Origin of the sequence: Pseudomonas sp. SK3(2021) (assembly GCF_016772375.1) — a bacterium.
Lineage (GTDB): Bacteria > Pseudomonadota > Gammaproteobacteria > Pseudomonadales > Pseudomonadaceae > Aquipseudomonas > Aquipseudomonas chlororaphis_I.
Window position 1 is genome coordinate 6,280,120 of sequence record NZ_CP061943.1, and the last position, 14,167, is coordinate 6,294,286.

The window sequence follows — 14,167 nt, forward strand, 5'->3', positions numbered from 1 at the left end:
AAAGTGACCCGCCGTCAGGGCGGAACCATAAGCCGCCGTTACCGCAGGAATGGATATGTACACCGTCCAAAAAGTGCAGCGTCAGAGCGGACGCCATCGCGAGCAAGCTTCGCTCCTACAACGACCGCGCCAGTCACTGTCCCCCATGTGCTTGAACCATTTTGTTACCCATGTGGATGAACTGCACCAAGCGGCCGTGACCGCAGCAACGGATATGTACACCGTCCAACATCCCCAGCGCAGCCACCACCGCCATCGCGGGCAAGCCTCGCTCCTACAAACCGGGGTTACCGCAACCCCGCCCCCACCAGCAACTCCTCCAGGGCCAGCAGGTCCGGCACCTTCGCCACCTGCTCCCCCACCTGCACCGCCGCTTTCTCCAGCGGCGCCAACGGCACGTCGACATAGCTGAGCTGACTGTCGAGCCGACAAGAGCGCGGGATGCCCTGGATCACCAGGGCGATGAACTTCAGGCGCTCGCGGCCGCCCAGGGTGTTGAGCACCACGATGCGCGCACGTTCGCCGATGGCGAGGGGCTGGCCGCAGGCGGCCTCGAAGCTGATCAGCGGCAACTGGCGGTCGCGCCAGGCCACGGAGCGCAGGTACCAGGGCGGCGCGTCGCTGGCGGGTTCTCCGCGCTGGTAGTCGATCAGCTCGGCCACCGCGACGTTGGGCAGGATCAGGGTGCGGTCGGCCAGGGGCAGCAGCAACCCGGTGAGGAAGCTGGCGCGGTAGTCATGCATGGGGTCTGCTCCACTGGGCAATGCTCTCCAGCAGCACCGACTCCTGGTAAGGCTTGCCGAGGTAGTCGTTGACGCCGATGGCCATCGCCCGGTCGCGGTGTTTCTGGCCGGTGCGCGAAGTGATCATGATGATCGGCAGTTGTTGCAGGCGCGGGTCGGCGCGCACCTGCATCGCCACCTCGAAGCCGTCCATGCGCGGCATCTCGATGTCCAGCAGCATCAGGTCCGGGGTGTGCTCCTGCAGCAGCGCCATGGCGTCGACCCCGTCCTTGGCGGTCAGCACGTTCATGCCGTGGCGTTCCAGCAGGCGGCTGGTGACCTTGCGCACTGTCACCGAGTCGTCGACCACCAGCACCAGCCTCGGCCGCAGTGGTTCGACCTCGGCAATCACTTCATCGCCGACCGTCATGCGCGGCAGCGGCAAGCGCGTTTGCAGGGCGCGGATATGCGCCAACAGATCGAGAATCAGCACCACCCGGCCATCGCCGAGGATGGTCGCGCCGGAAAGGCCCTGCACCGCCGCGAACTGTGGCCCCAGGCTCTTGACCACGATCTCCCGGGTGCCGGCCATGGCATCCACCTGCACGGCGATCCGGTGTTCGTTGTAGTGCACCAGCAGCACCGGCAGCGGCAGGCTCTGCCCCAGCAGTTTCGGCCGGGCCACGGTGTGCAGCAGCTCGCCGAGGTAGCACAGTTCATAACGCTGGCCGGCGTATTGGTAATGGGGCGGGTCAAGCTGGTAGTAGCTTTCCAGTTCGTGGGGCAGTACCCGGACAATGCCTTCGATGGTGTTCAACGGGATCGCGTACTGCTCGTCCTGGCACTGCACCATCAGCGCGCGGTTGACCGACAGGGTGAACGGCAGGCGAATGCGAAAATGCACGCCCTGCCCCGGGATCGAGTCGATGGTCATCGAGCCGCCGAGCTGGCGCACTTCTTCATGGACCACGTCCATGCCGACCCCGCGCCCGGAAATCTGGGTGATCTTCTCCGCCGTGGAAAACCCCGGCTGCATGATGAACTGCAGCACGTCGCGGTCGCTGATCTCGGCATTGGGGGCGAGCAGGCCACGCTTGATCGCCTTGCGCCGCACCGCTTCCAGCGGCACCCCGGCGCCGTCGTCGCGCATGTCGAAGACGATATCGCCGCCTTCGTGGGACAGGTCCAGGGTGATCCGCCCCTGCGCCGGCTTGCCCGCGGCGCGGCGCACCTCGGCGGACTCCAGGCCATGGTCGACGGCGTTGCGCAGCATGTGCTCCAGGGGCGCGACCATGCGCTCCAGCACGTTGCGGTCCATCTCGCCCTCGGCATTGCCGACGCTGAACGCCACGTCCTTGCCCAGTTCCTCGGCCACCTGGCGGACGATGCGCTTGAGGCGCGGTACCAGGCGTTCGAACGGCACCATGCGCGTGCGCATCAGGCCTTCCTGCAGCTCGGTATTGACCCGGCCCTGCTGCTGCAACAGGTTTTCCGCGTCCTGGTTGCGCCGGTCCAGGGTCTCCTTGAGGTCGAGCAGGTCGGACGCCGACTCGAACAAGGCCCGCGACAGTTGCTGCAACTGCGAATGGCGATCCATCTCCAGCGGGTCGAACTCCTCGTAGCCCAGGCGCTCGGCCTCGACCTGCTGGCGACTGAGAATCCGCCCCTGGGTTTCGGTGTCCAGGCGGCGCAACTGGTCGCGAATACGCTCGATGGTGGTTTCCATTTCGCTCAGGGCCACCCGCGCATCGTTGACCTGCTGCTCGATGCGCCCACGGAAGATCGAGGTCTCCCCGGCCAGGTTGACCAGGTCGTCCAGCAACTCGGCCGAGACCTTGACCATGTCCCCGGCCACCGCGGCTTCCGCCGGTGCCACTGACGGTTCGGGTTTGCTCGGCGGGCCAAGGTCGGGCAGCAATAGAGGCGGCGCTTCGGCCTGGGTCGGATGGGTGAAGCCGCGAATCGCCTCGATCAGGCTGTCGGCCGGCTTGATCGGCTGTTCGGCGCGGGCGGCGTCGAGCATCTGTGCCAGGCGGTCATGGCTTTTCTGCAACAGGCCGAACAGCGCCGGCGTGGATTGCAGCAGCCCCGCGGACAGGCCCTCGTAGAGAAACTCCAGCTCATGGGCCAGGTCTCCGATCGGCGCGATTTCCACCATGCGCGCGCCGCCCTTGAGGGTATGCAGGTCGCGCAGCAGGGTTTCCACTTCCTGGCGGTTCGTCGGCTCGGCCTGCCAGCGGGTCAGCGCCGCCCCCGAACTGTCGAGGATGTCGAAACCTTCTTCGAGGAAGATCTCCAGCAGTTCCGGATCGTGCACCGTCGAGTCGTCGGCCACCGCGGCCTCCGGCGCCTCGCTGGTGATCCCGCTGCGCTGGCGAAAACCGCGGATCGCCTCGATCAGCGCCTTGGGATCGCTCAGAGCCTGCTGCGCCTGCAACTGCTGCAACAGCAGCGCCAGTTGCTCATGGCTGCGTTGCAGCAGGTCGGCCAGGGCTACGCCATGCTGATAGCGGCGATCCACCAGGCCTTCGTAGAGGCTTTCCAGTTCCTGGGCCAGGTCGCCCACCGGGCCGACTTCGGCCATGCGCGCGCCGCCCTTGAGGGTGTGCAGGTCGCGTTGCAGGGAAGACAGCGGCGCGCCGTTGTCCGGGTCGGCCAGCCAGCGCTGCAAGGCCTGGCCGGCGCTTTCGAGAATATCCACCGCCTCTTCGAGGAAGATCGCCACGATTTCATCGTCCGGGCCGTCCACCTCGACCTGCGCTTGCCGCGCCATCTCGGCGGTGGCGCTGGCCAGCTCGGTGATGCTCAGGGTGCGGCTGCCGTCGCTGCGGATCAGGCCCATGGCCGATGGGTCGAGGCTTTCCTCGAGCAGTTCGCGCAAGGCCCGGGCCATAGCCGGTTGCGGGCTGATTTCCTGGCCGGCGGCCAGTTCGTCGAGCATGTTGATCAGGGCTTCGTGGGCGTTTTCCGCCTCATGGAAAAACCGTTCGCCGACCGCCAGGCTGCTTTCTTCCACGGCGCCGTACAGGTCCAGCAGCGCTTCGCACAGCTCGTCCATCGGCTGCAGGTCCGCCAGGTGCGCGCCTTCGCCAAGGGTGGTCAGTTCGTCCAGCAGGGCGCTGAGCTCCTGGCGCTCGCCCGGATGCTGCTGCCAGCGGCGCAGCAGGTTTTCGGCGTCCAGCAGGATGTCCATGCCCTGGGCCAGGAAGCTGCTGATCAATTGCGCATCGCGCTTGACCCGCAACCTGGTATTGGGTGCGTTGAGCAGGGTTTCCAGGCGCTCGGCGGTCAGCGCCTTGACCCGCTCGATCAGGTCGGCGGCACCCTCGATGGGCGCCAGCGGATCGCTGCCCAGCTGTTGCAGGCCGCGACGAAACAGGCCTTCGGCTTCCAGCAGCAGCTCGACCTCGTCCAGGTCCAGGGCCATCAGGTGCGCACGGTATTCCCGGGCCAGCAGGTCCAGGGGCGCGGCCAGCTCGGCGATCGGCAACACGCCGGCCATGTAGGCGCTGCCCTTGAGGGTGTGCAAGGCGCGCTGCAATTCGTCGCTGGCCTGCAAGGGCAAGTGCCCGGCAGCCTGATCGAGAAAACGCTTGATGCTCTGCAGATGGGTTTCGGCCTCGTTGCGGAAGATCTCCAGCAACTGCGGATCAAGCTCGTCTTCCAGCCCGTCCACCGACGCCGTGTCGCCCTTGGCCAGGGCATGCGCCCGGGCAGCCAGGCGGTCGACATCGTCGCGCTGGCGCTGGGCCTGGGCGGCGAACTCGGCGACCAGCTCCGGCAGCAGCTGCAATACCTCCTCGAGCAGTTGCCGCACCTGTGGCCCTGGCTCCACGCTGTGTTCCAGGACACGGTTGAGCAGGTTTTCCACGGCCCAGGCCAGCTCGCCCAGCACCAGCGCGCGGACCATCCGCCCGCTGCCCTTGAGGGTATGGAAGGCCCGGCGGATTTCGCCCAGCGTCGCCTTGCCGTGAGGGTCGGCGGCCCAGCGCGGCAGGTACTCGCGCAGCACATCGAGCACTTCGTCGGTCTCTTCGAGGAAGACTTCACGCAGCTCGTCGTCCACCGGCGCTTCATCGCCCGGCGGCGGCAACAGGCTGCCGGGCGTGTCCAGCGCCGGCGGGTTGAGCGCCGAGACCGGGCTGGCCAGCACAGCGGCCAGGGACTGCGCCACTTCCGGGCTGTCCAGCTCCTGCAGGTCCTGCATCACCAGGGCCTCGTTGGGGCTGAGCACATCGCTGAGCAGCGGCACCTGTTCGCTCGCTAGCAACTCGTCCGGTGCCTGCTTTTGTGGCACATAGCCCAGCGCGGCCAGGCCCTGCTCGGCCACGTCGAGAATCTTTTCCCCCGGCGCCTGGTGATCGTCGCTCAGGCGCTCCAGGTAATACTCGATGCTGGTGATCACATCGGCCAGATTGTCCAGCTGCTGCCAGCCGGGCTGGCGCGGATCCAGCAGCAGGTGCTCGCGCACAAAGCCGATGCAGGCCTGCAGCAGGCCCGCCGCCCGGCTCAGGGGAATCATCGCCAGGGCGCCACGCACCTGGGTCAGCAGCTCCGGCAGCGCCTGCAAGTGTTCGCGGTCCCAGCCGGCGTCGATGCAGTCGACGATCAGGTCCTTGGCCTGCTGCAGGCAGATCCGCGCCTCCTTGATCACCAGCTGGTGGATCTGGGTCAGGTCGGTGGTCGGCAAGCGGCTCTCTTCGCGGCTCTCGGGTTCGGCCGGGCCGACCATGCCGGCCAGGGTCGCCTCGACATACAGCAGGGCCCCGGCCACATCCATCAGCACCGCGTCATTCGGCTCGCGCTGGCCCTGGGCCAGGCTCAGCACCACCGCCAGCTGGTCGATGATGACCTTGCGCGGCTGGCCGAAACCCAGCACCGCCAGGGTGTCGGCGATCTGCCGCAGGGGCGCCAGCAGGCTGTCCAGGTCCGACGCGTGCTGGCGGTCGCTGCGCACGAACAGGTCCAGGCGTTCCTTGACCCGCACCAACTCCTCGCACAGGGCCGCCAGCACCGAGCGCATGGCGTCGCGGTCCGGACCGGCCATGCGGGCCCGTTCCTGGTCCACCAGCGCATTGTCGGGCAAAGCGTCATCGAGTCCGTAAGTGTCTTTCATGGTCTGCATCTGCGCGGTGGGATAGCGGGCCTTGGCGATGTAAAACAGCAGGCTTTTAAGCAATTCTTCGGGGGCTGGCTGGTTGATTCCGGCGATGCCCTGTTCATAGAGGCGCTTGAGCTCGCGGTCGGCATCCTTGAGCAGGCTGCGCACCGCCGGGCTGTTGGCGATCGCCCCGCTGCCCATGCCTTCCACCAGGGCCAGGGCGATCTGCCACAAAGGCCCCAGCGGGGCGTTCTGGCACAACACCTGGAGGCGTTCGAAGACCTTGGCCATGTAGCCCAGGCTGTTTTTCACATCCTGTTCGCGCAGCAGGTCGACCAGCGCGGTTTGCAGCATGTGCCGCAACTTGCGCAGCAGGATGGTCAGGTCGGGGGGCGCCAGGCGGTTCAGCGTCGCCTCGTCCAGCGCCGGCAGGTCCGGCAGCTGCGGGCTGAACAGGCTGGTTTCGCTCAGCAGGCTTTCACCCCGGGCGCTGCGCAGGTCGTTGAGCAGCGGCAAGACCACCAGCGGCAGGTCGCGGCGCGCGCTTTGCACCCGGTCGAGGTACTGCGGCAACTGGCTGATGGCTTGGCGCAGCAGGTAGATCGCCTCGTCGCGCTGGGCCACGCGGTACTCGCGCAAGGCCAGGGTCAGGGCTTCCATTTCTTCGGCGAGCAGCGCCGCGCCATAGAACTCGACCATCTGCAGGCTGCCGTGGACCTGATGGATGCAGTCCAGGCACTGGTCGAGGGCCTCCACCGCCTGCGGCTCGTCGACCAGGTGATCGAGCGCCTGGTGGGCCTGCTTCAACGTTTCGGCAATTTCGCCCTTGACCCATTCCAGGGCCACATAGTCGTGCCGATCACCCATTACCCTTCCCATCAAAGTCGTGCTCCGGCCTCAGCGGTTTTCCCGCGGCGTCTGCTCGCGACTGGCCGGCAAGGTGAAACCGGACACCGAGCGCCGCAGCTGGCTGGCCATTTTCGCCAGGTTGCCGATGCTTTCGGCCGTCGCGGTCGAGCCGGACGAAGTCTGTGAAGTAATCTGCTGGATCACGTTCATGGTCAAGGATATCTGTCCGGCCGACGACGTCTGCTGCTGGGCGGCATTGGAGATGCTCTGGATCAGCGCCGCCAGGGTCTTGGAGACACCTTCGATTTCTTCCAGGGCCACCCCGGCATCCTGCGCCAGCCGGGCGCCGCGCACCACTTCCGAGGTGGTCTGCTCCATGGAGATCACCGCCTCGTTGGTGTCGGTCTGGATCGCCCGCACCAGGGTCTCGATCTGCCGGGTCGCCGCCGAAGAACGCTCCGCCAGTCGCTGCACTTCATCGGCCACCACCGCGAACCCGCGCCCGGCATCCCCGGCCATGGAGGCCTGGATCGCCGCGTTGAGCGCGAGGATATTGGTCTGGTCGGCAATGTCGTCGATCAGGCTGACAATATCGCCAATTTCCTGGGAAGACTCGCCCAGGCGCTTGATACGCTTGGCGGTGTCCTGGATCTGCTCGCGAATGTTGTCCATGCCGTGGATGGTGTTGTGCACCACTTCGTTGCCCTTGTTGGCGATCTCCACCGAACGCTCGGCCACCGCCGAGGACTCGGCGGCGTTGGCCGACACCTGGTCGATGGACTGGGCCATTTCGTTGATCGCGGTGGAGGCTTCGGAAATCTGCTGGGCCTGATGCTCCGAGGCTTCGGCCAGTCGCATGGCGGTGGCCTGGGTTTCCTGCACCGCGCCGGCGACCTGGCCGGCGGTGAGGTTGATGGTCGCCACCAGGTCGCGCAGCTGGTCCACGGAGTAGTTGATCGAATCGGCGATGGTGCCGGTGAAGTCCTCGGTCACCGAGGCGGTCACGGTGAGGTCGCCGTCGGCCAGGTCCTCGATCTCGTCCAGCAGGCGCATGATCGCGTTCTGGTTGCGCTCGTTCTTCTCGGCGGTCTCGTGCAGCTGGCGATTGGTTTCCCGCACCATCACCAGGCCGATCAGGATGATCGAGGCCAGCGCCGCCAGGCCCAGGACATAACCGCCGATGGTGTCCAGTGTACGGCCGCCGGCCAGGTTCTCGAAGCCGATGGCCAGGTGCGAGGCTTCGTCGAGCAGGGTCTGCGACAGGCTGAAGATATTGCTCGCCGATTCGCGGACCTGGAACAGCTCGGGGGAAGTCTCAAGGATTTCGTCCACCGAGCCGGAGACGAACTGGAACAGCTCGCTGATCTCGGTCAGGCGCGCCCGCGCATCGCGGTCCTCGACCTGGCTGATCTTCAGGGTCGGGTTGCCCTGGAGCATGCCGCCCAGCACCTGGCCGAAGCGCGCCGCGTCACGGCCAAAGGCGTCGGCGGCCTGCACTGCGTTCTCGTCGCCGGCCAGCACGGTATTCACCGCACCGAGAATGCGTTCGGCGAGCAGCGACTGGCGTTGCGCCATGGCCACCTGGGCGGCCGGAGCGCCGCGCTGCAGGAGGATTTCCACGACCTTTTCATACTCGACCTGCAACTGCGGCACGGTTTCCGCCAGGGTTGCGGCCACCTGGTGCAGGGACAGCACGGTCTGCTCGCTGGCCAGGATCGCGTCGGCGTTGTGCAGCAGCTTGTCCCAGTCCTGCTGCACCGCGTGCATTTCCTTACGCACCGCCACCGGCGCGGCGGGCAACCCGGTGGCCGGGTCGCCTTTTTTCAGGTAGCCCCAGCGCTGGGCGAAATCGTTGCGCGCCTCGCCCAGCAGCTTGAAGGCCGCGGCCTTGCCCGCCGCGGCTTCCGTGGCGTTCTTGGCAATGCGCTGGGACAGCACCCGCAGCTCGCCGGCGTGGCCGATGTACTGCTTGTCGTAAGTGGCCTGGGTGTTGAGGTAAGCGAAGTTGGCGAACAGCAGCATGATGAAGACGATCAGGGCGATGAACAGCACGATGATCTGCGAGCGGCTGCGCGATCCTTCCATTGGCTTGCCTGGGTTGGCTTTTAGCATCTGCACACCTGAATTCCGGTTGTTCTGTTGCCCGCGCAATGGGCGGCGCGGCTCTGCAGGTTCATCGCGCACTATTCATCGCAAGCAAGCCTCGCGCCTACGGCGCCACATCCAGAAACCCCGGCGACTGCGCCAGGGCGAAGGGACTGAATACCCACCAGACCTGCTCGCAGGGGAAATACCCGCGCAGGTATGGCGTGATGGCGCCCTGTTCGCTAACGCTGGCAGCCGTCTTCAGGCTGCTCTGCTCGAAATGCTGCATGCCGGCCACTTCGTCCACCATCAAGCCGGCGAACACTTCCTTGTGCTCGACCACCAGCACCCGCCGCTGCTTGCGCAGTGCCGACAGCTCATGGCCGAAGAAGCCGCACAAGTCCATGATCGGCAGCAGCCGTCCGCGCAGGTTGGCCACGCCCTTGACCCAGGGCTTGACCCCAGGCAGCAGGGTGTAGCGGGGTTCGTGCAGGACCTCGCTGACTTCGCCCATCGGCGCCACATACCAATGCTCGCCGATGCGAAAGCCGATCCCGCTCCAGCCGTGCTGGCGGGTTTCCTGGGAGGGCAGGTCGGCCGCCAGCAGGCGGCAGCGCTGGTCGATCTCGAGCAGCAGTTCGAAGGCGGTTTGCGACTCGGCCATGGCGCGGGCGGTCAGCCGGCCAGGACGTTGTTCAGGGTCTTGATCAGGGTGTCTTCGTCGACCGGCTTGGTCAGGTAGTCCTTGGCGCCCTGGCGAGTGCCCCAGACCTTGTCGGTTTCCTGATCCTTGGTGGTGATGATGATCACCGGGATATGGCTGGTTTCCGCGTCCTTGGTCAACTGACGGGTGGCCTGGAAGCCATTGAGGCCGGGCATGACGATGTCCATCAAGACCGCGTCGGGTTTTTCCTGGCGCGCCAGGGCCACGCCGTCGGCGCCGTTTTCGGCCTTCAGGACTTCATGACCGTGCTTTTCCAGCATGCCGGTCAGTTTGTACATTTCAGTCGGCGAGTCATCGACGATCAGAATACGAGCCATGGTCTTCCCCATACGAATAGGCGTGCGGCCCGCTGGCCGAACCTCAATATGCTTGTTCTACTGCGGCGAATCCCGGCACATGGGCCTTGATCGCGCTCAGCAGCTCTTCCTTGCTGAAAGGCTTGGTCAAAAACTGGTCAGAGCCGACGATGCGACCCTTGGCCTTGTCGAACAGGCCGTCCTTGGAGGACAGCATAATCACCGGCGTGGACTTGAACGCGCTGTTGTTCTTGATCAGTGCGCAGGTCTGATAGCCATCGAGCCGCGGCATCATGATGTCGACGAAAATGATGCCCGGGTGGTTGTCGGCGATCTTGGCCAGGGCCTCGAAACCGTCGACCGCGGTGATGACTTCACAGCCCACATTCTTCAACAGCGTTTCGGCCGTGCGGCGAATCGTCTTCGAATCATCGATCACCATCACCTTGAGGGCGCTGGATTGCTGTTCCATATCTGCTCTACCATCGCCACAGCGAATCGATTTTCTGCCCGTACTGCTGGCCAGTGCCTCAAGCCCTTGATGTTCAAGGCCTGAGCATGGCATGCGAGCCTTTTTAGCATACTCTCCCCATGCAATCTATCGGCCGGCCGGCGCGGTGGTTTTTCCTTGACCGGGAACCGCCCGGGCGCCACTCTGACGCCACTTTTCCAAGCCATTGCGCCCACTAATTTTCGAGGAAACCGCCCATGAGCGTTCGCGTCGGGATTGTCATGGACCCTATCGCCAGCATCTCCTACAAGAAGGACAGCTCGCTGGCCATGCTGCTGGCCGCCCAGGAGCGTGGCTGGACCCTGTTCTATATGGAACAGCGGGACCTGTACCAGGCGACCGGTGGCGTGGCCCGGGCGCGGATGCGCCCGCTGAAGGTGTTCGCCGACCCGCACAAGTGGTTCGAACTGGAGGCCGAGACCGACAGCGCCCTGAGCGAACTGGACGTGATCCTGATGCGCAAGGACCCGCCGTTCGACATGGAGTTCGTCTACTCCACCTACCTGCTGGAGCAGGCCGAGCGCGACGGCGTGCTGGTGGTCAACAAGCCGCAGAGCCTGCGCGACTGCAACGAAAAACTGTTCGCCACCCTGTTCCCGCAGTGCACGCCGCCGACCATCGTCAGCCGTCGCCCGGACGTGCTGCGCGAATTCGCCGACCATCACGGTGATGTGATCCTCAAGCCGCTGGACGGCATGGGCGGCTCGTCGATCTTCCGTCACACCGCCGGCCACCCGAACCTCTCGGTGATCCTCGAGACCCTGACCCAGCACGGCAAGCAGCAAATCATGATCCAGGAGTATCTGCCGGCCATCGTCGATGGCGACAAGCGCATCCTGATGATCGACGGCGAACCTGTGGATTATTGCCTGGCGCGGATTCCTGCCCATGGCGAAACCCGTGGCAACCTTGCCGCCGGCGGCCGTGGCGAAGCCCGGCCGCTGACCGAGAAAGATCGCTGGATCGCCGCACAGGTCGGCCCGACCCTGCGCGAAAAAGGCCTGCTGTTCGTGGGGCTCGACGTGATCGGTGAGCACCTGACCGAAATCAACGTCACCAGCCCGACCTGCATCCGCGAGATCGACAACGCCTTCGGCACCAAAATCGGCGCAATGCTGATGGATGCCATCGATCAGAAGCTCAAGGCTCGTTGATCCAGAACCGCCAAGCACGAACCAACATTGCGTTATCATGCGCCGCCTGTGAAACGCGCGATGTTGGTCTTGTGATGTTTTTGATGATGTTGAACCGCTGATGACTGTTGTGAACCGCTGATGGCCCTCCCTTCCGATCTGCCCCCCGAGCTGGCCCACAGCGGCGTGCGCCCGGCCGATCGCCTGGGATTTACCCTGTTCCTGGCCGCCCTGCTGCATATCGCGCTGATTCTCGGCCTGGGTTTCTCCTTCGCCGAACCCAAGCAGATCAGCAAGACCCTGGAAATCACCCTGGCCACCTTCAAGAGCGAGACCAAGCCGAAGAAGGCCGATTTCCTTGCCCAGGAAAACCAGCAAGGCAGCGGCACCCTGGAGAAGAAGGCGATCCCGAAGACCACCGAAGTGGCGCCGTTCCAGGAAAACAAAGTCAACAAGGTCACCCCGCCGCCTCCGGCCAAGACCGAAGTCAAGGAAGCCGCGCCCAAGGCCGCGGTCGCCACCACCGCGCCGAAGCCGAAAAAGACCGTCACCCAGCGTGAAGAGGTCAAGACCGAGGCCAAACCCAAGGTTCCCGTGCCGACGTTCGACAGCGAGCAGCTGTCCAGCGATATCGCCAGCCTGGAGGCCGAACTGGCCCAGGAGCGGCAGTTGTACGCCAAGCGCCCGCGCATCCACCGCCTGAGCGCGGCCTCGACCATGCGCGACAAGGGCGCCTGGTACAAGGACGAGTGGCGCAAGAAGGTCGAGCGCATCGGCAACCTCAACTACCCGGAAGAAGCCCGGCGCAAGCAGATCTACGGCAACCTGCGGCTGATGGTCTCGATCAACCGCGACGGCTCGCTGTACGAGGTGCTGGTGCTGGAGTCCTCCGGCCAGCCGCTGCTGGACCAGGCGGCCCAGCGCATCGTGCGCCTGGCGGCGCCGTTCGCGCCCTTTACCGGCGACCTGTCGGATATCGACCGGCTGGAGATCATCCGCACCTGGAAGTTCGCCCGCGGCGACAGGTTGTCCAGCAACTGATCCCCTGCCTTTTTTCGCGGGGAATGAAAACATCCCCAGCTTGTCAGCCGGCCCCTCCACCGCCACACTAGCGCTCATGAAAAACGTCAGCCCCAGCTATCTCAAGCATCACTTCCTGATCGCCATGCCGCACATGGCCGACCCGAACTTTGCGCACACCTTGACCTACATCGTCGAGCACAATGCCAATGGCGCCATGGGGTTGGTGGTCAACCGTCCGCAAGACCTGAACCTCGCCGACATCCTCGAACAGCTGCGCCCCGAGATCGACCCGCCAGCGCTGTGCCAGCATGTACCGATCTTCATCGGCGGCCCGGTGCAGACCGATCGCGGTTTTGTCCTGCACCCCAGCGGCCCGACCTTCCAGGCCACGGTCGAGCTGGACGGCCTGTCGCTGTCGACGTCCCAGGACGTGCTGTTCGCCATCGCCGACGGTGTCGGCCCGGCCAAGAGCCTGATCGCCCTCGGTTATGCCGGCTGGGAAGCCGGGCAGCTGGAAGCCGAGCTGGCGGACAATGCCTGGCTGACCTGCCCGTTCGACGCCGACATCCTGTTCAACACCAGCAGCGAACTGCGCCTGGAAGCGGCGGCCCGGCACCTGGGCATCAACCTCGCCCTGCTGACCAGCCAGGCGGGCCACGCCTGATGGCCCTGCGACTGATCCTCGGATTCGACTACGGCACCAAACAGATTGGCGTGGCGGTTGGCCAGGCTATCACCGGCCAGGCCCGCGAGCTGTGCACCCTGAAGGCGCAGAACGGCGTGCCGGACTGGAACCAGGTCGAAGCCCTGATCAAGGAATGGAAGCCGGATGCGGTGGTGGTCGGCCTGCCATTGAACATGGACGGCACCCCGAGCGAGATGTGCGTGCGCGCCGAGAAATTCGCCCGGCGCCTCAATGGCCGCTACAACCTGCCCTTCTATACCCATGATGAACGCCTGACCACCTTCGAGGCCAAGGGCGAACGCCTGGCCCGGGGCGGGCAGAAAGGCAGTTACCGCGACAACCCGGTCGACGCCATCGCCGCCGCCCTGCTGCTGCAAGGCTGGCTCGACGAAAACGCAGCGCTGTTGAACAACTGAAACGCCGAATCCTGAAGATGCGTGGTCAACCCCCGGCCACAACACCAGCCGTAAGACCCTGCGCCTTGCTGCACGCAACCAGGCGCGGGCCCACGAAGGAGCAATCATGAGCCTGCCCAATCCCGCCGAACTGATCAGCCAGATGGCCGTGCGTCTCACCGCCCACCTGGAACAACGCGCCATCAGCGAGCCCCGCTATATCGGCATCCGTACCGGCGGCGTCTGGGTCGCCCAGGCCCTGCTCGCCGAACTGGGCAGCGACGCGCCGCTGGGCACCCTGGATGTGTCCTTCTACCGTGACGACTTCAGCCAGAACGGCCTGCACCCGCAGGTGCGCCCTTCCGAGCTGCCGTTCGAGATCGAGGGCCAGCACCTGGTCCTGATCGACGACGTGCTGATGAGCGGCCGCACCATCCGCGCCGCCCTCAACGAGTTGTTCGACTATGGCCGCCCGGCCAGCGTGACCCTGGTCTGCCTGCTGGACCTGGACGCCGCCGAGCTGCCGATTCGCCCGAACGTGGTCGGCGCCACCCTGTCGCTGGCCGCCCACGAGCGGGTAAAATTGTCCGGTCCTGCGCCGCTTCAACTCGAGCTTCAAGACCTCGCCCTTTAATTCGCCCCT

General features: G+C 65.4%; 11 protein-coding genes. 5 read left to right on the forward strand and 6 right to left on the reverse strand.

Annotated features, from left to right (window positions below):
* Nucleotides 1–287: 287 nt before the first annotated feature.
* The 6 genes from IF690_RS27955 to pilG all read right to left on the reverse strand — a co-directional run bounded on the left by IF690_RS27955 (nucleotide 288) and on the right by pilG (nucleotide 10,249).
* Nucleotides 288–743 carry a chemotaxis protein CheW gene (locus tag IF690_RS27955; protein WP_202698240.1) on the reverse strand — a complete coding sequence of 152 codons (456 nt, stop codon included), beginning with the start codon at nucleotides 741–743 and terminating at the stop codon, nucleotides 288–290.
* Complete coding sequence (locus IF690_RS27960; protein ID WP_202698241.1) at nucleotides 736–6,690, reverse strand: Hpt domain-containing protein; 5,955 nt, start codon at nucleotides 6,688–6,690, stop codon at nucleotides 736–738. Before IF690_RS27960 ends, IF690_RS27955 begins: the two co-directional genes overlap by 8 nt.
* A 30-nt stretch (nucleotides 6,691–6,720) precedes the next feature.
* A complete protein-coding gene (locus IF690_RS27965) occupies nucleotides 6,721–8,784 on the reverse strand; it encodes a methyl-accepting chemotaxis protein (protein WP_202698242.1) in 2,064 nt (687 codons plus the stop codon).
* 97 nt (nucleotides 8,785–8,881) lie between these two features.
* Nucleotides 8,882–9,421, reverse strand: coding sequence for a chemotaxis protein CheW (locus IF690_RS27970; protein ID WP_202698243.1), 540 nt, complete (start codon nucleotides 9,419–9,421; stop codon nucleotides 8,882–8,884).
* 11 nt (nucleotides 9,422–9,432) lie between these two features.
* Nucleotides 9,433–9,798 carry a twitching motility response regulator PilH gene (pilH, locus tag IF690_RS27975; RefSeq protein ID WP_007953328.1) on the reverse strand — a complete coding sequence of 122 codons (366 nt, stop codon included), beginning with the start codon at nucleotides 9,796–9,798 and terminating at the stop codon, nucleotides 9,433–9,435.
* A gap of 43 nt (nucleotides 9,799–9,841) precedes the next feature.
* A complete protein-coding gene (gene pilG, locus IF690_RS27980) occupies nucleotides 9,842–10,249 on the reverse strand; it encodes a twitching motility response regulator PilG (RefSeq protein WP_202701757.1) in 408 nt (135 codons plus the stop codon).
* Nucleotides 10,250–10,485: 236 nt separating this feature from the next.
* On the opposite strand from pilG, the gene gshB reads away from it, so the two are divergent.
* The 5 genes from gshB (at nucleotide 10,486) to pyrR (ending at nucleotide 14,158) form a co-directional block, all read left to right on the forward strand.
* On the forward strand, nucleotides 10,486–11,442 hold the full coding sequence (gene gshB, locus IF690_RS27985; protein ID WP_202698244.1) for a glutathione synthase: 957 nt from the start codon (nucleotides 10,486–10,488) through the stop codon (nucleotides 11,440–11,442).
* Between the two features lie 120 nt (nucleotides 11,443–11,562).
* A complete protein-coding gene (locus IF690_RS27990; protein WP_202698245.1) occupies nucleotides 11,563–12,462 on the forward strand; it encodes an energy transducer TonB in 900 nt (299 codons plus the stop codon).
* Nucleotides 12,463–12,538: 76 nt separating this feature from the next.
* Entirely contained in the window at nucleotides 12,539–13,108 is a 570-nt protein-coding gene (locus tag IF690_RS27995; protein ID WP_053262979.1) for a YqgE/AlgH family protein, read from the forward strand.
* Complete coding sequence (gene ruvX, locus IF690_RS28000; RefSeq protein WP_009046019.1) at nucleotides 13,108–13,545, forward strand: Holliday junction resolvase RuvX; 438 nt, start codon at nucleotides 13,108–13,110, stop codon at nucleotides 13,543–13,545. Before IF690_RS27995 ends, ruvX begins: the two co-directional genes overlap by 1 nt.
* A gap of 106 nt (nucleotides 13,546–13,651) precedes the next feature.
* A complete protein-coding gene (gene pyrR, locus IF690_RS28005; RefSeq protein WP_202698246.1) occupies nucleotides 13,652–14,158 on the forward strand; it encodes a bifunctional pyr operon transcriptional regulator/uracil phosphoribosyltransferase PyrR in 507 nt (168 codons plus the stop codon).
* The last annotated feature ends 9 nt before the right edge of the window (nucleotides 14,159–14,167 follow it).